21 protein-coding genes and 3 tRNA genes are annotated in these 18,999 nt (G+C 42.9%); 6 read left to right on the forward strand and 18 right to left on the reverse strand.

All coding sequences use genetic code 11. The features are described from left to right. Positions 1–67: 67 nt before the first annotated feature. The 9 genes from Q7S11_03125 to Q7S11_03165 form a co-directional block, all read right to left on the reverse strand. Positions 68–628 carry a hypothetical protein gene (locus Q7S11_03125; protein ID MDO8572734.1) on the reverse strand — a complete coding sequence of 187 codons (561 nt, stop codon included), beginning with the start codon at positions 626–628 and terminating at the stop codon, positions 68–70. A gap of 723 nt (positions 629–1,351) precedes the next feature. Then, positions 1,352–1,423 (reverse strand) — tRNA-Arg (locus Q7S11_03130). A gap of 27 nt (positions 1,424–1,450) precedes the next feature. Next, complete coding sequence (locus Q7S11_03135) at positions 1,451–1,783, reverse strand: hypothetical protein (GenBank protein ID MDO8572735.1); 333 nt, start codon at positions 1,781–1,783, stop codon at positions 1,451–1,453. A gap of 4 nt (positions 1,784–1,787) precedes the next feature. Beyond that, positions 1,788–2,351, reverse strand: coding sequence for a hypothetical protein (locus Q7S11_03140; GenBank protein MDO8572736.1), 564 nt, complete (start codon positions 2,349–2,351; stop codon positions 1,788–1,790). Between the two features lie 135 nt (positions 2,352–2,486). Then, positions 2,487–3,098, reverse strand: coding sequence for a hypothetical protein (locus tag Q7S11_03145; protein ID MDO8572737.1), 612 nt, complete (start codon positions 3,096–3,098; stop codon positions 2,487–2,489). 39 nt (positions 3,099–3,137) lie between these two features. Then, the gene (gene pilM / locus Q7S11_03150) at positions 3,138–4,223 is read right to left on the reverse strand and encodes a pilus assembly protein PilM (GenBank protein ID MDO8572738.1); all 1,086 of its coding nucleotides are present in this window, start codon (positions 4,221–4,223) and stop codon (positions 3,138–3,140) included. A 244-nt stretch (positions 4,224–4,467) separates the two neighbouring features. After that, positions 4,468–5,070, reverse strand: a complete 603-nt coding sequence (locus tag Q7S11_03155; GenBank protein ID MDO8572739.1) for a DedA family protein — start codon at positions 5,068–5,070, stop codon at positions 4,468–4,470. A 44-nt stretch (positions 5,071–5,114) separates the two neighbouring features. Then, positions 5,115–5,540 carry a hypothetical protein gene (locus Q7S11_03160; GenBank protein ID MDO8572740.1) on the reverse strand — a complete coding sequence of 142 codons (426 nt, stop codon included), beginning with the start codon at positions 5,538–5,540 and terminating at the stop codon, positions 5,115–5,117. Continuing rightward, positions 5,537–6,553, reverse strand: coding sequence for a reverse transcriptase/maturase family protein (locus tag Q7S11_03165; GenBank protein ID MDO8572741.1), 1,017 nt, complete (start codon positions 6,551–6,553; stop codon positions 5,537–5,539). Before Q7S11_03165 ends, Q7S11_03160 begins: the two co-directional genes overlap by 4 nt. Here Q7S11_03165 and Q7S11_03170 point away from each other — a divergent pair. Beyond that, complete coding sequence (locus Q7S11_03170) at positions 6,542–6,898, forward strand: four helix bundle protein (GenBank protein ID MDO8572742.1); 357 nt, start codon at positions 6,542–6,544, stop codon at positions 6,896–6,898. The two genes, Q7S11_03165 and Q7S11_03170, sit on opposite strands and share 12 nt — an antisense overlap. Before the next feature lie 493 nt (positions 6,899–7,391). Here Q7S11_03170 and Q7S11_03175 read toward each other — a convergent pair whose 3' ends face one another. From Q7S11_03175 to Q7S11_03185, 3 genes are read right to left on the reverse strand one after another with little or no spacing between them, the layout of a single operon-like run. Beyond that, entirely contained in the window at positions 7,392–9,245 is a 1,854-nt protein-coding gene (locus tag Q7S11_03175) for a hypothetical protein (protein ID MDO8572743.1), read from the reverse strand. A 6-nt stretch (positions 9,246–9,251) separates the two neighbouring features. Then, positions 9,252–9,641 (reverse strand): RuvX/YqgF family protein, encoded by a 390-nt coding sequence (locus tag Q7S11_03180; GenBank protein ID MDO8572744.1) that lies wholly within the window; start codon positions 9,639–9,641, stop codon positions 9,252–9,254. A 2-nt stretch (positions 9,642–9,643) separates the two neighbouring features. Then, positions 9,644–10,945 carry a pyridoxal phosphate-dependent aminotransferase gene (locus tag Q7S11_03185; GenBank protein ID MDO8572745.1) on the reverse strand — a complete coding sequence of 434 codons (1,302 nt, stop codon included), beginning with the start codon at positions 10,943–10,945 and terminating at the stop codon, positions 9,644–9,646. 127 nt (positions 10,946–11,072) lie between these two features. On the opposite strand from Q7S11_03185, the gene Q7S11_03190 reads away from it, so the two are divergent. The 3 genes from Q7S11_03190 to Q7S11_03200 all read left to right on the forward strand — a co-directional run bounded on the left by Q7S11_03190 (position 11,073) and on the right by Q7S11_03200 (position 12,397). Continuing rightward, a tRNA-Ser gene (locus Q7S11_03190) sits at positions 11,073–11,159 on the forward strand. Between the two features lie 219 nt (positions 11,160–11,378). After that, complete coding sequence (locus tag Q7S11_03195; GenBank protein ID MDO8572746.1) at positions 11,379–11,612, forward strand: hypothetical protein; 234 nt, start codon at positions 11,379–11,381, stop codon at positions 11,610–11,612. A gap of 119 nt (positions 11,613–11,731) precedes the next feature. Further along, positions 11,732–12,397, forward strand: coding sequence for a VTT domain-containing protein (locus tag Q7S11_03200; GenBank protein ID MDO8572747.1), 666 nt, complete (start codon positions 11,732–11,734; stop codon positions 12,395–12,397). 295 nt (positions 12,398–12,692) lie between these two features. On the opposite strand, the gene Q7S11_03205 is transcribed toward Q7S11_03200, so the two are convergent. Both Q7S11_03205 and Q7S11_03210 read right to left on the reverse strand, forming a co-directional pair. Then, positions 12,693–12,872 (reverse strand): hypothetical protein, encoded by a 180-nt coding sequence (locus Q7S11_03205; protein ID MDO8572748.1) that lies wholly within the window; start codon positions 12,870–12,872, stop codon positions 12,693–12,695. A gap of 55 nt (positions 12,873–12,927) precedes the next feature. Further along, entirely contained in the window at positions 12,928–13,266 is a 339-nt protein-coding gene (locus tag Q7S11_03210; GenBank protein MDO8572749.1) for a 4a-hydroxytetrahydrobiopterin dehydratase, read from the reverse strand. 124 nt (positions 13,267–13,390) lie between these two features. Here Q7S11_03210 and Q7S11_03215 point away from each other — a divergent pair, with 124 nt between their 5' ends. Both Q7S11_03215 and Q7S11_03220 read left to right on the forward strand, forming a co-directional pair. Beyond that, the gene (locus Q7S11_03215; protein ID MDO8572750.1) at positions 13,391–13,852 is read left to right on the forward strand and encodes a hypothetical protein; all 462 of its coding nucleotides are present in this window, start codon (positions 13,391–13,393) and stop codon (positions 13,850–13,852) included. Positions 13,853–13,900: 48 nt separating this feature from the next. Beyond that, a tRNA-Arg gene (locus Q7S11_03220) sits at positions 13,901–13,972 on the forward strand. A gap of 384 nt (positions 13,973–14,356) precedes the next feature. Here the strand turns inward: Q7S11_03220 and Q7S11_03225 are convergent. The 4 genes from Q7S11_03225 to Q7S11_03240 are packed head-to-tail and all read right to left on the reverse strand — an operon-like array spanning position 14,357 to position 18,985. Next, positions 14,357–15,139 carry an ABC transporter permease gene (locus tag Q7S11_03225; protein ID MDO8572751.1) on the reverse strand — a complete coding sequence of 261 codons (783 nt, stop codon included), beginning with the start codon at positions 15,137–15,139 and terminating at the stop codon, positions 14,357–14,359. A 1-nt stretch (position 15,140) separates the two neighbouring features. Next, positions 15,141–16,061 (reverse strand): ABC transporter ATP-binding protein, encoded by a 921-nt coding sequence (locus Q7S11_03230; protein MDO8572752.1) that lies wholly within the window; start codon positions 16,059–16,061, stop codon positions 15,141–15,143. A 31-nt stretch (positions 16,062–16,092) separates the two neighbouring features. Continuing rightward, positions 16,093–18,594: an FAD-binding protein gene (locus tag Q7S11_03235; GenBank protein MDO8572753.1), complete on the reverse strand. Its 2,502-nt coding sequence runs from the start codon at positions 18,592–18,594 to the stop codon at positions 16,093–16,095. After that, on the reverse strand, positions 18,578–18,985 hold the full coding sequence (locus Q7S11_03240; protein ID MDO8572754.1) for a hypothetical protein: 408 nt from the start codon (positions 18,983–18,985) through the stop codon (positions 18,578–18,580). Before Q7S11_03240 ends, Q7S11_03235 begins: the two co-directional genes overlap by 17 nt. Positions 18,986–18,999: the final 14 nt, after the last annotated feature.

Consider the following 18,999-nt stretch of genomic DNA (forward strand, 5'->3'; position numbering starts at 1 on the left):
ATTTCAAGTTTTTTGACGGCATTCAATCCAAGAATTCGCAAAGCGAATACAAAATTATGAAGAAACTTTATTTCCCACTTTCAACCTTCTTTTTAGCAACACGATACTTCATCCATTTTCTATTTGGATCAACTTCAAATGACACACCAAGCTCCAGATGTTCCTGTGAGATTTTGTGCATCAATTGGTATAAATCTTCCGGACTTTTCAAATCGCCTGCGCTTACAATAAACGGGAGCCCGCCATCCATTCTTTTTTCGCGGTCAAGACTCCCATCTGGTTTAATTTGGAGAGCTTCCGAATACTCGCCACTTTTTTTAATGCCGTCTTCAAACCATTTTGCCATCCAATTTCGGTTCTGTCGTGGCCATTCTTCGGCTCGTTGCGCTTTTTCCTCTGGTGTCATTTTCACGTCCTTCTCTCGGTATTCCTGTCTCAAACACTCTCTTCCGGCTTCCTCTCCTTCTTCTCTTACTCGTGCGGTTTCAGAAGTTTCTCCTGGCCTAAACTCGAGACTTGGACCAACTTTTTTACCAAAAAGATTTCCTTTTTTCATAGTAAAACCCTCCCCTTTAATAGGTTCTTCTTTCTTGTTGGGAGGTTTTTCAAACGGATTTTCTATGCTCATAAATTTGTATGATTAAAAAATTTTCTTCCCCCAAAATTAAAATATGATTCGAGTCGATGTTTTTCTTTGGGTTCTTTTGAGGTTTTACTAGCCAACCTGTGCAATTATTGTAGCATATTTTCTTATTCGAATGCCCCTGGTAGGAATGTCCCACAGTTACTAAGCTCACTCAAAGCAAAGCTTCTCGCTCGATATCGAGCTCTTCGAGCGCAGGATCGACATGGTCACGAGTTACTAAGCATATTTCTTCGCTTTGCCTACCTGCCGGTAGGCAGGCTCGAAATCTGCGTAAGTACACCACAAGAGTACTTCCAGTTTTCTAATTCGCTACGCTCATAAGAAAACTTTGGTCGCTCGCGAACCCCAGCTCGTGGCCTTGCGTGGTCGCAAGGCATCACTGTGCTTGCATAAAGTTAAAAAAGTGAAGCAGCGACCAAAATCTCTTGAGTGCAGCGATTAGAGATTTGAAGTACTCTTGTGGTGTTCACTTTTTCTTAACACTTTATGCCCTCGGCAGGATCGGTCACGAGTTACTAAGTGTTCTCGTCTGCTTTGCAGACTGCGAGCACTAAGTACTCTCGACCCCGACGGAGCGACAAGCACTCGCTTCGCCTGCCTACCGGCAGGCAGGCTCGTCTTGTATACCGCTTCCGTCCTTCGATTCCTGCCGAGGGCGATAAAAATATAATCACCCAATGCTTCGCATTGTTCTCGTTATTTTTATGCCCTCGGCAGGAATCGAACCTGCATCTACGGCTTAGAAGTCCGCAGCACTATCCATTATGCTACGAGGGCAATTACAATTGATACACGCTACATGATTTATATCGATGGGTCAATGATGGATGGTTTTTCAGCGCGGAGCATTTCGAGTTCTTTCTTTCTTTGCTCAAAAATTCCAATGGTATCCTTAAGTTTTTGTGTATTAAATGTTCTCACGCGGACCATTTCATTCTCTTTAGCAAGAAATATATCATCGTGTTGTATCCGAAGAAAAATGTAGTAACTCGCAGATCCCACCGCCACAATAAGAATTGTAAAAATAACGAATAACATCCGCCAATCACTGTGAGGTGTCATCTCCATTTTCAGCTTGTCTTTGTCTCGTAGTTGGACAAATCTTTTCAATATTCTTTTTATATCAAAATTTTTCATGTAGTTATTCTTTAATGTACCCGGAAATTTCAAGAGTAAAACTCGCATCCCACAATACTTTTCGTATATCGTTTTTTTCACTTTCAACTGATTCCCCACCCGAAAGAGACTTCGGTTGCGAATGTTCTACAGCTGGCAAAGGAATGGCAGGTGCGTTTGAACTATTAAAAAACGCTTTTTTAAATTCTATCCGGTACGGTAGATGTTCAATAAGTTTTACAAAATAGTAAATATCTTCAAATGTACCACTCACACCGACATCGATCCCCAGAAGACTTTCCCGCTCAATGAGTCCCCCCAATTTTACAACAACATTACTTTCTGCCCCCAAAGACTCGAGGGAGTCAAAAAAGGTATTTATTGAACTTGAACGCACAAAATATGACTGGAGTTTCATTCGATCTTCTTTCATATCATTCACCGCATGACGGAGTTGCGTGAGATCATCTTCGTTTGTTTGTCGCGCATTAAGCTCATATGACAACGTTGACGTTTCTTCGCTCGCCGTTTTAATGCGGTAAAACAAAAAACCGTAAACACCAAAAAGTGCGGTGCTGACTATAATCATAGTAATTAATAATTTTTTTGTTTTGTTCATTCCGTTGTGTGCAATAAAACACAGAATGTTTTATTACGTAAACAATGTTGCTCGACCATCAAATGTATGTGTATTTTCATAATCTATGTGCTAACAATATAACCCCTAAGGTGCTTCGTCTTCTTCTGGTGGTGGTGGAGTTACTTGTTCCTTTTTCTTTGCCTTTTCATTTTCTTCATCTTTATATTTAATCATGATCGTGAAATCGATGTTTTTATCTTTTACGAGATCAGAAATCGGGAGACTCACGTCTTTAAACACTGCGTCTTTTTTAAGTATCTCGACAAAATTTGTAAGACTCTGGCGATTCGTTGCCATTCCTTTTAAAGAAAGGGTGCTTTCGATATCTGTTTTGTTGTAAAATATTCCCCGTATCTTTATATCTTCAGTTTTATAACGAGCTGTTTTTTGAAGCAGATCGGATGAAAGAGTAAATTTTTTCCCTTTCTCATTCAGTAGATCAATCGTGGTATCAGTTTCTTTGACAATCACCTCGAGGTTTTTTGCCTCTTGAAAAGATGTTTTTTTGTCGTCTGTTTTTGATAAATTTTCCACCACGATGGATTGTTTGTGAGACGCGAGAAGATACGCCGGGACAAGAAGTATTATTGCAATAATCATTGTTGTCGCGAGCATAACAAGCGCGGTAGTAGTAAGCCGTATGCGATACTCCGAGATGACCCTTTTTATTCCTGATATGGGAAGGAGATTTATCATGATTTAGAATTCATTTCAATAAAAACGGCGTTACGATTGTTATTCGGAGGGACGAAGCGCAAGACCAATTGCTGTCGCATAACTTAAGGAGTCGCCGAATTCGATTTCCGGTATATAACGATCAAAGGTATTAACGTTTACCATTGCATTACCAAGTTCTATTTCTGTCTTCAGGCCCGGTAAAACAAAATCAATAAAGCCCGTGAGGTTTGAATCACTCCCGCACATAAATACTTTTTCTACCTTGGGTCTTTTTCCGCCATCTTGATCAAGGTGTGTGTTCCAATATATATAATGTTTATTGATCTCATCTTTTAAAATCGAAACGGTGGACATGAGTACGAGAAACATTTCCTGTGTTTCTTCGTTTTTCAAGAAACCCTTTTCTTTTTTTATATTTTCTGCCTCTTCTGTGCTAACTCCAAATTGTTTTTCTATTGCTTTTGTGAGCGAACTTCCTCCAATGTTTAGCGTCGAAGTAAAAACTACTGTTTCTTCACTGACAATCGATATTCCCGTTTGTGTTTTACCAAAATCTACAATCATATAAGTCCCCTTGTCGCCACGCGGAATAATCGAACGAGCAACGGCTTGAGCTTCAACTTCAAACGCGATGGGCATGATGCCGGTATGTTCAAAAATACTGGTGTAACTTTCTGCAACAGTGCGGGGCACAGCAGCAAGGGAAAGTTCCATATGTTCTTTATCTTTGTGTGAACTATTTACAATATCGTAATCAAATGTCGCGTCCCCCATCGATATGGGAACGTATTCTTCAAGCTGAAGTTCCAGACTCCCTCGGATCTCGCTTTGTTTCATGGTGAGAACATTAATCGTGAGAAGGTACGATTGCTGTTCAGGTAATGAAACGTTGGCAAAATCAATATTGTGTTCTTGATGTATAGAGGATAAAACTTTTTTAAGCTCCTCGGTATTTTTTATTTCTCCCCCTATAATAACTCCGGGAGCAATATTTCGAAATCCGTATTTTCCAATTACAAAACCTTTGCGTGTTTCAATAATTTCCACAAATCGTATAGCCTGATCCGAAATATCAAACCCAACGGAAGGCATTCTCAAAAATACCGGTGGGGGGAAAAATTTATAGAAAAGACTTTTTTTCATCCTGTAGTAGAAAAAGGCATTGCTCTTATCGAGCAAAATTGCTGCTTAGTGGATAAATAAAAAAACAAATCATTTGTTGTACTATGAAGAATATTATACCATTGTGGGTTGCTCCAATGCCATTTTTCACCGCAGGATTCATGAAATATTCAACGGTATCCTTGTTCCTCTATAAGTATACGGTGCAACAGCATAATGCGCAAAGTAAACTTTCTGCGGAATGCGCACCACAGCGGTGCACGCATCATTTCCCTTTATTTTTTACAAGTTCAATAATAATGGGGATGAATGAAACAATGATGATTCCTATGACAATCGGCAGTAGATATCGTTCAACGCCAGGAATAATTGATCCGAGAAAATAACTTGCGGACGTAACGCCAGCACCCCAGAGAACACCGCCAATAATATTAAATTTCAAAAACGTGCCGTACGGCATCGTCCCCACCCCGGCAAGGATTGGGGTAAATGTGCGCACGATGGGAATAAAACGCGCAAACACGATTGCTCTTGAGCCGTATTTGAGGTAAAAATTATGGGTACGTTCAAGGTGTTGCTTATGAAAAAAGAAGGAGTCTTCTCGTGTAAAAATTTTGGGACCAATCTTTGCACCAAACCAATAACCAACATTGTCGCCCAATATCGCGGCGAGAATTATGAGCGGTACAAGTATCCAAATGTTAAGAAATCCCTGTGAAGCAACGAGTCCCGCGGTAAAAAGCAAGCTATCGCCCGGCAAAAAGAATCCGAAAAAGAGACCGGATTCTGCAAACACAATAGCGAATATGCCAAGGTATCCGAATGTTTTTATGAGTGCTATTAAGTCAAAATGTAGAAAATCAAACATGGCGAGGGAAGTTAGTAAATTAGTAGGTTAGTAAGTTTAAGACCTTATTTAAGCGGTGTTCCTACGGGAACTTCTTTTGCTGGTTCGACGGTTGTGAAATGTTCCCCTTCTCCAACAGCATAAAGGATCATCCCCTGGCTTTCGTGTCCTCGAATCACACGTGGCGCAAGATTGGTGAGCACGGGTACTTGTTTCCCCACCAAAACAGACGGGTCAGGATAATGCATTGCGATACCGGAAAGAATTTGTCGCGGACTTCCTTCTCCGAGGTCAACCGTAAACTTAATGAGCTTATCCGCATCAGGAACTTTCTCCGCGGAAAGAATTTTCCCGATCTTTATTTTCAGTTTTGCAAAATCTTCAATCGAAACCATCCCAAGGTCTGACCTTGGGGAATTTTTAAGGTCTGCCTGCGCGGTAGACAGGTCAAACCTTTGCTCTTCAAGTTTTTTATTTTCACCGTCAGTCATGGGCACATTGTATCATTATTTATTCTCCACGAATACAAAAATTTTTTGATTCCAACAGAGGGATCGTGCGTATCCCCGTGAGAGAGGAGCCCGAGGTACGATTCGTACGTCTCCTTCGTTGGGCGTTTCTCTAAACGCCGAAACATCCTGCATTTGGTCGTTGTCCTGAGGACCCGATGGTTTGTAAAGTGCACCCAGCCGAGAAAATCAATGCCTGATGCAAATGTCTTTATAAAAACCTTGTCGGGATGGAGAGTGAGCTTGAGTTTTACTTCAAGAAATTCGGAAATTTTTGGGATAAGACTTTCAAGATAATTCTTGTCGCCATGCACTACCACAAAATCATCAGCATAGCGAATATAATGCTTCACCTTGGTCGTATGTTTCATGAACTGATCAAACTCATTCATATAGATATTGACAAGGAGCTGCGACGTAAGGTTGCCAAGCGGTAGACCGATGCCAATTTTGCCTTCAGTATGAAAACTATCAATAACCTGCCCCAAAAGCCAGAGAATATTTCCGTCTTTGATATGCCGAGCCAAAATATCTTTCAGTATTGCGTGATCTATGCTTGCAAAAAATTTTCTGATATCGCACTTCAAAACCCATGCGGTATTCGTATAGTTAGATGAAACTTTCCCGCTATATTCTCTGAATCGGTTGATGGCGCGGTGCGTACCCTTGCCTAATCTGCAGGAATACGAATCAAAAATAAATTTCCGGTCAAAATAGGTATAAAGGGTGCGGTAAATCGCGTGGTGCACCAACCGATCACGAACCGTTGCTTTGTGAATATCACGCGGTTTCGGGTCATTGATCTTAAACGCATAATATCCGCCATGTGTGTATATTTTTGCCGCGAGTTCACCTCGAAGCAGGAACAGATTATCGGCAAAGTTCAATAAAAACTCCGCAACGTCCTTTCGTTTCCGTTTACCGCGCAAAAATTCCTGCCACGAGACAAGCAAATTTTCTAGGGAAATGATATCATCATATCCATGGCGCAGCATTTTCCTCTCTCTCTCTCTCTCTCTCTCGAAAACGCTTCGATCCTTCAGCGCATCAAAGAGGGATATTTGGTGTGGTTGAAGATTGTCTCGCATATTCCCAAAGGACAACGCTATACGTTAGGCGCTCGTATTGAAAACAAATTTCTTGATCTGCTCGAGGTTGCACACCAAGCATACTTCATTGAGCGGGAAAAGAAAATGGGGAAAGTCGTGCAGTGCATATTCCTACTCGACACGCTTAAGTTTCTCCTCCATGTCGGATGGGAAGCAAAACTTATCTCGCACAAACACTACGCCGAAATCGCAGAAAAGCTGGATGAGATCGGCAAAATGCTCGGTGGCTGAAAGAAGAATCTGGACAATCCTGAAAAGAAAAACCGCACATCATTATGAGTGCGGAAAAGAATGACTTTCGGGAGCAGAAAACAAACTGGTTGTCGGCATTCCACCTGTTCGACGGCTTCGCGTTGTTCGCATTAAGCTTGAGTTCCACATCGTCGGCATTCAGATTGAACACATTCGGGTTACCATCACCGGTCAGTATTTGTATGCGATGCCATCTGAGCCACCGCCAACCTAGCCCGCCAATCGGCGGAAGAGTGTCGACTGTATCGCATTTGAGATCTAAAATCCGCCAGCATCGCACACCAAGTTGATTTCTTTTTTGGGAAAAACGCATACCCTCTGCAAAAAACCGTAGCCATTTGCACCCTCAATACGCGCCAACTGGAAAGGTTTCGGGAAGCCATAACCGCCCGATATGACCAAACCATTTTGAGTATATCAAAAAAATTTTCAAAAAGCGCCAAAGGGCTCAAGTGTCAAAATCACAAAATTCCTAAGATTCAGAGGCTTCAAGTTTCTTGCGGGAGCAGAAAACAAACTGGCTGACGGCATACCACCTGCGCGACGGCCTCGCGCGGTACGCATCAAGCTCGAGTCCCACACCGCCGGCATCCAGAGAGAACACACTCGGGTAACCATCACTGGTCAGAATTTGCTTCATGGCGATCAGTTTCCAATCCCTGCCCCCATACTGGAGTCGCAGGTACGGTCCGATTTCGGCGGGAGCAAGTTCCAGTCCGAGTTTGATCGCTTTGGCGTATATCTCATCCGTCGTGGCGCCCTTAGGAAAATCGAGTTGTGCAACGGTAAATTGCACTAATTCGTAAGTTTTACTCTCTGTGCTGAATTCCGTTTTGTAGAGAATGTCTTTTCCCCACTCTGACAGATAGATGTTTTTGGCTTTCAGAGATTCTTCCGCTTTTTCCGGAGAGTTGACCGTAGGGTCGGTTTCCATGTGTCTCATGAATATCTCTTTGTCGGGAAATGATTCATAAAGATGCTTAATGTTCGGATATTGCTTAATGGTTTGGAAAATGGTCGGATTCCATTCGCCAATATACGCTTTTGTGTCATTATTAATCTCCTTCGGCACATGAGCGATCTCCTCTTTCACGCATTCAAAGATGACGAGCATGTCTTCCTCCGAATTTCTCCCTTGGCGAAGTTCCTGGATGCGCGGATCGCTCTCATAGCCGAAGCCTTGGATGGGTGAATCAATTTCGTAGAGAAAGATAAATTCGTCTTTGGTGAGCGGTTCGTTTTTCTTTGTTTTGTTTTCAATCTGAGTGAGAAGCTTCATGTCTTCGCTTTTCCTGCGGTACGTGTCCGCCTCACTTCCGAATTCTGCGAGTTTCTCGTCAAGCACTTCCTGCATGAGAGGCTCGACGCTTTGGTGTGGTAAAACGCCTCGTATCTGACCGATCTGAGAACCACTCATTTGTATGGCAAGACGGGGATGAGTCGGTTCGCCACTTGCGTCATTGGTATAATAGACATAAAAATCGCCTTGCTTGATATAACTGCTAGCTGTCGTCTTACCTTCCACACACCACCCTGTACCCTGACCCTGCATTGATTCAAAAAGGTTCTCTGCGTCCGTATTATTACCCTGTGCATACTTCATCCACTGTCCGCGAATTTCTTCGCGGTTCTCCATTGAAGCGGCGAGGGACTTTGAGATAAGCTCGGCATAGAGAGCAGGGAACTTTTTTGAAAATGCTTCTCGAATTTCCGGCTCTTTGAGATTTTTGTTGTCCGCTTTTACTTTTTCGTAAACATCGAGTATTTGCGCAAGCGCTCCCCGATGAATATCCGGGAATCGTGCCACGGTGGTGCTCGTTCGTTCTTTGAATTTGCCGAGTTCTTTATCAAATTGAGAAAGCTTGGTGATGTTCCGCCAGACGAAATATTTGAACCATGTTGGATAGGCAACATCCTCTTCGCTGAGATAATCCGTCCACGCGTCAAGCGAGTGTTTTTGGTCTTCTATCGCCACCTCCATCATCTGCCTGCGGACATTTTCGGAGATTTCCTCCACGACCTCTCCGCGCTCACGCGCGATGCGCTTTTGAAGCTCAAAGTATGACTCGGGAAAATTCTCACGCTTGATGATGAGCGCGTCATATATCTTGTCGCGGAACATTTCAAGATTGCGCTCGCGCGTTCGTTCGTCGGGATTGAGAAAGATGTTCTCCAGACGATCCATATACGCTTCAATCCGCTCCGCAGGGTCGTTGGGTATCTTTTTACCCGTGTGCCGTTCCTCTCGCTCGACAGCATCTTCTACATCGGATGACGTTTGGAGTTCGGGGAGCTTTTTGTGGAGAAATTCAAAGTCTTCTTTCATGGTTTATTATTCTTGATTCTTCTTTTTATCCAAATAACTTTGCAAAATGATTGCCGCCGCGGATGCATCAATCATCTCTCCCTTCCCTTGCAAATGTTCCGCGGCGGCGGATGTCATGAATTCCCGCTCAAAGTGAACTGGCAAACCCGTGACATCCTCTAACTCCTTTTTAAACGGAGTTATCTTCTCCATAATAACATTTGGTTTCATTTTGTAATCAAGAGATTCACCGAGAACGATTTCGGCAATATGTTCTTTATCGCAGAGTTCTTTGATGGCAGGAATAAGTTTTTTGTCGTTGGGGAGAACCGTACGCGGGAAAGCCATACCGCCTTCACTATCTCCAGTCGCGATTCCTACGCGTTTTGCCCCATAATCAATGCCAAGAAATTTCATATTTATGAGGCGAGGTATTCCTTGATAGCCTCCGCAATAATTTCAAACCGCGATTGTAATTTTTTCTTATCAGATTCGAGAAGCGTGGTGCGGAATCCTTGGTAATTTGAGTTGAACCCCGAGAGCGGCACCACGCAGATACCGCGGGATGCCATAAGATAATATGCGAATCGCCGATCAAACGGAATGTTGGTCATTTTTTTCTCAATAGCCTCTTTTGCGCGGCTGTTTGCGATTGAGAGTGTTTGATTTCCGCGGAGCGTCCCATCCTCAAACACCACCGTCATATAAAACGCGCCGCCGGGTTTTGGCGCAATAATACCAGAAACTTTTTTGAGAGCCGAATAGGCTATCTCGGCGCGCTCTTCGTACTCGTGAGATTGCTCTGCAATGTGTTTGGAGTATCGCGGGTCAGAGAAAATTTCAGGAATCACTCGCTGGGGCAGAGTTGTTGAGCACACCTCAAGCATTTTTGCGTCAACGATTGTTTTTACATATCGAGCGAACATCGGATCTTTGTCTTTGTTGTACACCTCTATCCATCCACACCGCGAACCGGGCCATGGAATTTCTTTTGAAAGCCCGCGCATGGTTATACCGGGGACATCTCCTAAAACCTTCGCAATGGGAACCATTTTTTCAGGTCCGTAGGTTATGCGTGCATAGATTTCGTCAGAAATAACAAAGAGTCCGAATTCTTTTGCGATAGCAACGATTTCTCGAAGAACGCGCTCGGGGTACACCATTCCGGTCGGGTTGTCAGGATTGATAATGAGAATTCCAGCGATATTGGGATTATATTTTACTTTGTTGCGCAGTTCCTCAAGATCAGGAAGCCAGTTGCGTTTTGGATTAAGTGTGTAGGTAATATGCCGCGAGCCTGCGTGCGCTCCTTCTGCTGATGAATGGGTCGGATATGCGGGATTGGGACCGATCACGCGTGCGCTTTTATTGAGGTAGGTATACACTTTTGAAATCGCATCGCCCAAGCCATTGAAAAAAAGAATGTCTTCTGCGGTGATGTTTGTTCCGTTTTCTTTGTTAGCTTCTTTGGCAAGAAATTCTCGTGTCGCAAGAAGCCCCTTGGTAGGAGAATAGGCAAAACTTGCATTGTCCTCGCTTACGGTCTTTTTAATAATGTCGCGGATCCACGGAGGAACAGGGTGCCCCTTGGCGACAGGATCGCCGATATTTTCCCAAACGATCGAAATGCCTAATTTCTCAAGTTCCCGCCCAACCTCAAAGATCTCGCGGATCTCGTACGTCAGTTCATCTGCTCCTGCATGGACAATGTTGGTTCGCATTTCCATAGAGTACTACGCGCGATTCAAAAAATCAAAAATTGCAATGCGGCACTTTTCTGGTACTATTGAGTCACAAATATTTAGGGCTTATCACGACATAATAGTGAGCAATATTTTACAGTAGTGCGGAGGAGTGGCAGAGTGGTCGAATGCACCGGTCTTGAAAACCGGAATCTGCGAAAGCGGATCGTGAGTTCGAATCTCACCTCCTCCGCACTGTGGTAAAAAGCGTTTATTAAAAATGTAACCAGTGAGCATGCGAAAACACGGAACATGCGCAAGACCTTTTGAGATATTTTTGAGCCGATAAAATCGGTTAAGAAAATATCCAAAAGATGTACTGATTCTGTAAGAATCGAGAAAAATAGGAGTCTGGGCAACCGGACCGTGAGTTCGAATCTCATCCCCCGCAATTTTTCCCAATATTGTCTTCATGGAAGAACTACCAAATTTTGAAAATAGAGAATCGGTTATTGACGGACTTATCGACACTCTTGCTGAAAAAGAGGGGATGAGACCCGAAGATATAATTTCTGATATTATTACTTTTGCAGAATTATCAGAAAAAGATAGAGATGTAATTGGCTACTTTGAGGTGGTTGCGGAAAAGATAGGGATTCCCTACGATGAATTGATGGCGTACGCAATCAATAAAGCTAAAGAATAGTAACTTTTTTAATTACTAACTTCATGCAGACAAAATTTTTTCAATAATTTGGGCATTTAAAATCTCACCCCCCCCACCGCATTGGGAATTACCGTGAGGAACGTTTATAATAAGTACCTATGTTCCAGCGCAGATACATTGTTGGCGTTGTTGTCATTGTCGCCATTGCGACGCTCTTTTTTCTTTCACCCACACTACAAGAAACATTTTTTAATATAACGCTGTCATTACAGAAGTACGCGATAAGTAATGGTGTTATGGCTGGTACAATCTTTGTGGCTCTTTCCGCTCTTTCCGCATTGCTTTCACCCTTTAGTAGTGTGCCATTTATCCCAATTGCCATCACTATCTGGGGACAACTAATGACCATTACACTACTTCTTCTTGGATGGGTGTTAGGTGGTATTTGCACATATGCTATCGGACGTTATGCTGCACGTCCTATTCTCGAACGATTCGTGAAGCCAGAAACGGCTCACCGATATGCTGATTGGATAAAAGAACATGCGACATTTACGAAAGTTCTTTTGTTCCGCCTCGCACTTCCTGCGGAAATACTTGGATATGCCCTTGGAATTGTTCGATATCATTTCGGCAAGTATATAGTGGCAACGTTTATAGCAGAACTTTTATTTGCATATGGCGCAACACAAGCATCAACAGCACTCGTGGATCTCAATCCAGCAGCATTTTTTGGGTGGACAGCAATTACCCTTGGAACTCTTTATGCGATATACCACCTATTCATCTCCGCAAAAAGAAAAATACACACCCATAGCCACTGAGTTTCTCTTCTATCAGAAAACGTAACCGCATTGTCGATTTATAAAAATCTTATCGTTTATATTCTTGTTTTTCTTTTTTTAGAAACTCTTTTATTTGTTCGTATAAAAAATATCCCTGCGGTTTTTCCACTTAAACTTGCGGTTTCTCCTATTGCCATGAGCCTTGTGCTTATGGTCTTCGCGGTATCGTATGGTTTTTGATTTTTTCAATTACATACCGTTTTTCATTCAGACCCCCCATTTCTTCTTAACAAAAAAACCGCATAAGCGGTTTTTTTGTTAAGAAGAATATCTTTTATTCCTCCTCTTCTTGTTCTTCCTCAATTTCTTCGATCTCAGAGAGACCATTGTGTTCCCCATCGGTGCAATCACAAAATTCAAGTGGCTTTCCTTCTTTTGAACATCCTTCGGTTTTGCAAACACCTGGCGTATCTGATATTCCTCCGCATCCTCCCGTACAAATATAATGTGGCATGTGAAATAGTTTATTAGTTTATAAGTTAATTAGTTTGAAGTATTCGACACGATGCTTACGTTTCTAACGATTTTTCTATTTTCCTCGCGACAATAAAGTCATTCCCCGAAAGTCCCCCGATTGCGTGCGTGGAAAGTTCGATCTCCACCTTATTATAGTATATATGGATGTCGGGGTGGTGGTCTTCATTATTTGCAACTTCCGCGACCTTGCTCACAAACACCATCGCCTCTTTGAAATCTTTGAATTTAAATTGCCGGGAGATTTTTTTATTGCCTTCCACGTTCCATAGAGTTTTAAGAAGTTTCGTGTAGCTCGCAACTTCTTCAAGCTTAAGGGGTAATGTTCCCCCCTCACACGGCACGCACTTTTTTTGAGATAGGTCTTCGTTCATAAGGTATAGATTAAACTGTATGCAATATATTGTCCACCAAGATAGGGGGATATTGTTTGATTAAAATGATTCTGCTTGATAGAATTCAGACATCATATAAACTACCTCAACAATAGCACTTTTTATGAATGAAGAAAAAATAACTTGGAGCGCGCTCGAATATCCGATTAGAGAAAAAACCACTGACTGGTATTGGGCCTTGGGAATTATGGCTATGGCAGGTGCTGTGGCTTCATATATTCTTGCGAATATTCTTTTCTCAATACTTATAATTCTTGGCGCATTTACAGTTGCGGTCTATGGTGCCCGCCATCCGCATGAGGTGCTCTTTGAAATTGATCGCCGTGGGGTTCGTTCCGGTGCGACACTCTACCCCCACTCTTCACTCACTTCGTTTTGGGTCATTGAGAGGAGAGAGGAATCAAAAATACTTCTTCAATCGAGTAAGGTTTTTATGCCATACATCGTCATCCCGCTCGGCGGAGAAAATCCGGAGATGGTCCGTGATGTCCTCCTCAATTATCTTAAAGAAGAAGAACATGTGGAGCCACTCGCGCAACGCATCATGGATTATTTGAGGTTTTAATATCCTGTGATACGGTTTTTGTCTTTCTTGTTTATATTTTAATTATTCCTCCTTGTCGTTCAATGGATAGGATGCCTCCCTCCGAAGGAGGCGATGCAGGTTCGATTCCTGCCGAGGAGATTTTGAATAAAATGAAAAATCTCCGAGAGGAGTCAACTGCTTGACTCCGTGCAGGAATCGAACGGCGGAGTATGTTGCGAAGCAACAGCGAGCCGCGTCCAGCAGTACTTAGTGAACGAGAAGCTTTGCTTTGAGTGAGCTTAGTAACTGCGGGACATTCCTGCCGAGGGGACTATGTAGCGAAGCGGAATATTCTACTCGGAGAAAGTAAATTTATTTGCTTTCGGCGGGAATCGAACAGCGGAGCGATATTTTGTCAGCAGACAAAATCGCGAGCTGGTGCCCAGCCCGAGCCGAATGGCGGCGAGGTGAGAGGCGCGGGAGATTCCTACCTCTTTGTTGCCAGTAATCGAAATTACATAGGTCGAACCTATGTAATTTCGATTACTGTTTGAGTCCCAGCCCCTTGCGGATTAAATACCAATTGATCGCCATAAGAATTACTGCCATCGCAAAAAGAATTCCCGTAGACATGTAGAGCGAAACGTCACTGATACCCAAAAATCCATAGCGAAATCCGTTTACCAGATAAAAAAGTGGGTTACTGTAGGTGATCGTTTGCCACCACTCCGGAAGCGCGTGAACGGAATAGAAGACGCCCCCGAGATACACAAGCGGGGTAAGTACAAATGTGGGAACGATGTTTATTCCGTCTATGGATTTTGCGTAGACACCGTTTACCAGTCCTGCAAGGGAAAAGATGAGTGCGGTCAAAAGTCCGTATCCCAGCATAATGAGAATATTATGGGTCGCCAGGTGAAGCCCCGTAAAGAAAAGAGACACCATAAGAACGAGGATGCCGACAATGGTTCCCCGTACCACCCCGCCCCCGATAAACCCGGCAATAAGAAGCCATGGCGGCGTAGGCGAAACGAGTATTTCGTCGATAGAGCGTCCGAAAAACTTTGAAGTAAAGAATACGAAGGATGTGTTGGAGTAAGAGCTAGTCACAATGGAAAGCATAACAAGCCCCGGCACAACAAATGTCATGTAGGAAATGCCCTGCATGTCTCCAATCCGCGAGCCGAGCACCGTACCGAAGATAAGGAAGTAGAGAACGGCTGTTATGACGGAGGGAAGAAATGTTTGTATCCAAACACGAAACATCCGCACAACATCCTTCCGGATTATGGTGTAAAACGATATCCAGAGTCCAAATGAGTTCATACTATTGGTTGATTAGTTTAACGAATACTTCCTCAAGTTTTCCTGTTTTATTGCGAATGGTCTGCACGGGGAGATTGTGGTTATTGAGTATGAGAATCGCATCATTGAGCCCTCTTCCCTCTCCTATTTCAATTTCAATGGATGTATCATCTATTTTTTTACAATTATATGCGCGCAGAGCTTGGAGCGCACTTTCGGTTACGGGTTTTGTGAGATCAATGGTAATCGTTTCACTTTTGAGTTTCCCTAAAATATCTTTCATGGTGCCAGAGGTGATAATTTGTCCTTTATTAATGATGGCGACGTGCTTGCAGAGCTGTTCTGCTTCTTCGAGATAGTGTGTGGTGAGAAGAATGGTGAGCCCTTTTTTAGTGAGAGAGCGGAGATAGTCCCACATTCCCCGGCGAAGTTCAACATCAACTCCCGCCGTCGGCTCATCAAGAATAAGAAATCGCGGTTCATGCACCAAAGCGCGCGCGATCATAAGACGGCGTTTCATCCCGCCCGAGAGAGTCATCGATTTTTCCATCATCTTGTCGCCAAGCCCCAGGTCTTCCAGAAGTTTTTTGGTGCGCGGGATCGCAATGGAACGCGGAATGCCGTAGTAGCCGGCTTGGTTGACAACAATGTCAAACGGTTTTTCAAATATATTGAAATTGAGTTCCTGTCCGACAAGACCGATGTATGTTTTTGCTTTTTCTGTTTCTTTGTCTATATCGTGCCCAAACACGGAAACTTCTCCATCGGTTTTATTGACAAGACCGGCGACAATGCCAATGATAGTCGTTTTACCCGCGCCGTTCGGTCCAAGGAGCGCGAAAAAGTCGCCTGTCGGCACTGTAAGCGAAACACCCTTGAGGGCCTCCGTCCCCGTGGCATACTTTTTCTTGAGATTTTTAATAACGAGCGCTGGTTTGTCCATAGAGAGGAAATTATATCAGGAATTCTTTTTTTCAATAATCATAAAAATGATCGATGGCAGCATCGCGCTCCCTTAATGCTCTGTAGACCTCGGGTATGTTCTCAACAGCAACTTCTGTGGTGATACGATCGGTGTATGTCATCTGACTGTTTATTATTTCATTGATTTCCACATCTCTCATAAGTTCTTTTGCGCCAGACGCAACCGGTGCACCCATGTCGTCCTGATAGGTAAGAGTGATCTTTTTATTTCCCGAAATATCGACAATGCGGAAATTCTTATTTCTTAACTCGCTTTCTAGCTCATTAAGAAGAAGTTTTGTGAACGGCTGATAATGCGGGGCGCTCACGAGCTCATAAGTCTTCCCGCCGTCTCTCGTAACTACTGCGTATACAACATCATCCTGAATGCCAAACTTTGTGTGTGTTGCAAACGCAATTACTTTTGAATAGAGGGTTTTAATCCCGAATTCAAGAGAAAGAAATAATTTTCTTTCAAGACGTCTGATATCTTGTAACCATGTGTAATTTTGTTTATTGTCGAGCGTCCATACACCCTTAAGAGATGAGAAATACGGGAAGTCATACCACGGATAATCATAAATAAAAACTGCGTAATCTTTTGCGACTTTTGCCGCATAAAGATCTTCGGCAACTTGCGTATTGCCTGCGATCCATTCAAAAAATCTGCCGATACTGTTTTCATAAAGACCTTTAATTATATTTTCAATGCTAAAGCTCCACCCAATGACATTTAACACGGTTTTATAATCATCGTTATTGTGGGTACTCGTTGCAGTCATTTCTACCACCCTACGATGTTGATTCCAATAATCCCCTATTGCTCCAAAGTAGCTGAATTTTGACGGAAGTGAGTCACGAAGAACTGTCGCATATTCATCCGCGCTATAAACAATATACCATTCCGGAATCGACAGATATGCATTGTCGAACGGTCGATAATATTCTTTCGTGGTGCTTGCAACAGTAAGTTCTGTTTGTATTTTTTTGTAGTAGTCGAGCTTTTCTTGACTATAATATTTATCCCAAAGTTTATTGGTAAATTTATCGGTTGGGTCATATTTATTTTTTATCTCAAAATATTCGATAGCTCCGGGGTATGCACGGTGAAACTGATCATCTGTTGCCTGTAGTTGATAGGGCAAATAATATGTCCCGCCTACTGAGAGTACTTGGTCAATCATTTCTCTTGTCCACATTGTTACTTCTTTTTTTGCCGCATCATCAGTCCCTTGTTTGTAATACACTACAAACGCGAAACTTTCTTTTTTTGCCCAGGCAAGTTTTGCCCCAGAGTCCGCAAGTGCGTGCCTGATTGAGACATTAATTACGTTTACATGATTATCATTGAACACTTTTTTCATCTTTAGTACCCACTCGTCAAAACGCTCAACAGGAACAAAATATTCCTGAAGAACATAGGTGGTTTGATTTCGCATCTCCGGCTCAAGCTCGGCATAATCATAACTTGCTTCATAGTTGCGTGTATGAACCGGCGGGGTGGCACTATAGAGAACGGGGTCAATTATGTACTCTCTGATCCATCTCCCTGCTGGCCACTCACTCATCACAATCCACGCAATTCGTTCTTTCCAGTAATCCTGCGCACGCGGAATGAGCCTGCTTTCTGTTGTGGGAGCTTTATCTGTTTTAGCCCAACTCACCCCAGAAACACTGTCGAAATCGGGTGGATAAAGGTCACCGTTATGAAAAATCACACTTGGGTCTGAGCGAACATATGCTTTAAAATAATCCCAGTACTGTGAGGTTGGCATTTTCACCTGCGCACGCTCAACATTCACATTATCGGCGAGTGCAAGGGTTACATCGGTAATAACACCGATACCGCCCATTCCGCCGATAGCGCTATAAAATATTTCAGTATGTTTTTCGGGTGATGCCTCAATAATACTTCCGTCAGCAAGCACGATTATAAATTTCTTAACACTTAAAATAATCGGCCCGAGCCCAATATATCTGCCGTGCACATTCACCGAGAGCGAACCCCCAACGGTAAAGTTCGAGTAAGTTTGCATGATCTTTACCGAAAGGTTGTACGAATCAATGTAGTCTTGAATATCACGCCAACGAATGCCCGATTGGACAGTGATTTCTTTTGTTGTGGTAGAAAAATTGAGTATTTTGTTGTACTCGCGCATATCGATTTGCACCGCGCGTTCGCTTGCGGTTTGACCGCCCATGCTATTGCGCCCTCCCCCAATAGATACGTGGTTATTGTTTTTCACCGCTTGCGCAATTTCTTCCGTGGTGTGTGGCACAATAATGCCAATCACTTTTACTGGATTAATTTCTGTAACATCATTGACGATGTTTTTCGCCGTATTCATCCTTTCACGCTCGAGCTTATTGGGAATCGGATTTTCGCGGGTTATAAAAACAACATAGGTAAACCCTAAAACAATCAACAAAAGCAGGACGACTAGTCCTCTAAAAAAATATTTACGCTTAAAGATATTCTTTATGTGCTCCGCTACCCTATACAGTTTCTTCATTGAGCTCGATGTGTTTAATTGCTTTTATAAGCGCGTAGGTGACGAGAATTGTGATTCCGATATGTGGCCCATTGAGCATTAAGTTTGCTATGACTCCCTGTCCTGTCATAAACCCATTCACCACATAAAAGAGTGCGTCGAGAGCATAATATCCGCCAATAAGCATGAGATACTTCACTGTCCATCGGTATCCTTTTAGAAGTGCAGTGAAACCAAAGATCCCTGATATTCCATGTGTTATATCGTCAACGAGAGAAATTTTGAAAACACCGAACATGAGCCATTCGTTTGGAACACCGGTCATCACCAAGACCCCGGGGAATCTTTCTATTGACACAATTCCAATAAAAAGCGCAGTTAAAAAAGCTGCAACATATTTGGCGGTTTTCATAGCTCCATCATATA

The organism is bacterium (assembly GCA_030648955.1).
GTDB lineage: Bacteria > Patescibacteriota > Minisyncoccia > Phycocordibacterales > JAUSHB01 > JAUSHB01.

Excerpts from the sequence above, each read along its gene's own strand:
- Q7S11_03230 (MDO8572752.1), bottom strand. The coding sequence starts at position 16,061 with ATGGACAAACCAGCGCTCGTTATTAAAAATCTCAAGAAAAAGTATGCC.
- Q7S11_03185 (MDO8572745.1), bottom strand. The coding sequence starts at position 10,945 with ATGCGAACCAACATTGTCCATGCAGGAGCAGATGAACTGACGTACGAG.
- Q7S11_03200 (MDO8572747.1), top strand. The coding sequence starts at position 11,732 with ATGTTCCAGCGCAGATACATTGTTGGCGTTGTTGTCATTGTCGCCATT.
- Q7S11_03145 (MDO8572737.1), bottom strand. The coding sequence starts at position 3,098 with ATGATAAATCTCCTTCCCATATCAGGAATAAAAAGGGTCATCTCGGAG.
- Q7S11_03140 (MDO8572736.1), bottom strand. The coding sequence starts at position 2,351 with ATGATTATAGTCAGCACCGCACTTTTTGGTGTTTACGGTTTTTTGTTT.
- Q7S11_03225 (MDO8572751.1), bottom strand. The coding sequence starts at position 15,139 with ATGAACTCATTTGGACTCTGGATATCGTTTTACACCATAATCCGGAAG.
- Q7S11_03165 (MDO8572741.1), bottom strand. The coding sequence starts at position 6,553 with ATGCTGCGCCATGGATATGATGATATCATTTCCCTAGAAAATTTGCTT.
- Q7S11_03195 (MDO8572746.1), top strand. The coding sequence starts at position 11,379 with ATGGAAGAACTACCAAATTTTGAAAATAGAGAATCGGTTATTGACGGA.
- Q7S11_03215 (MDO8572750.1), top strand. The coding sequence starts at position 13,391 with ATGAATGAAGAAAAAATAACTTGGAGCGCGCTCGAATATCCGATTAGA.
- Q7S11_03180 (MDO8572744.1), bottom strand. The coding sequence starts at position 9,641 with ATGAAATTTCTTGGCATTGATTATGGGGCAAAACGCGTAGGAATCGCG.
- Q7S11_03135 (MDO8572735.1), bottom strand. The coding sequence starts at position 1,783 with ATGAAAAATTTTGATATAAAAAGAATATTGAAAAGATTTGTCCAACTA.
- Q7S11_03160 (MDO8572740.1), bottom strand. The coding sequence starts at position 5,540 with ATGACTGACGGTGAAAATAAAAAACTTGAAGAGCAAAGGTTTGACCTG.
- Q7S11_03125 (MDO8572734.1), bottom strand. The coding sequence starts at position 628 with ATGAGCATAGAAAATCCGTTTGAAAAACCTCCCAACAAGAAAGAAGAA.
- pilM (MDO8572738.1), bottom strand. The coding sequence starts at position 4,223 with ATGAAAAAAAGTCTTTTCTATAAATTTTTCCCCCCACCGGTATTTTTG.
- Q7S11_03175 (MDO8572743.1), bottom strand. The coding sequence starts at position 9,245 with ATGAAAGAAGACTTTGAATTTCTCCACAAAAAGCTCCCCGAACTCCAA.
- Q7S11_03155 (MDO8572739.1), bottom strand. The coding sequence starts at position 5,070 with ATGTTTGATTTTCTACATTTTGACTTAATAGCACTCATAAAAACATTC.
- Q7S11_03210 (MDO8572749.1), bottom strand. The coding sequence starts at position 13,266 with ATGAACGAAGACCTATCTCAAAAAAAGTGCGTGCCGTGTGAGGGGGGA.
- Q7S11_03170 (MDO8572742.1), top strand. The coding sequence starts at position 6,542 with ATGGCGCAGCATTTTCCTCTCTCTCTCTCTCTCTCTCTCGAAAACGCT.
- Q7S11_03240 (MDO8572754.1), bottom strand. The coding sequence starts at position 18,985 with ATGAAAACCGCCAAATATGTTGCAGCTTTTTTAACTGCGCTTTTTATT.
- Q7S11_03235 (MDO8572753.1), bottom strand. The coding sequence starts at position 18,594 with ATGAAGAAACTGTATAGGGTAGCGGAGCACATAAAGAATATCTTTAAG.
- Q7S11_03205 (MDO8572748.1), bottom strand. The coding sequence starts at position 12,872 with ATGCCACATTATATTTGTACGGGAGGATGCGGAGGAATATCAGATACG.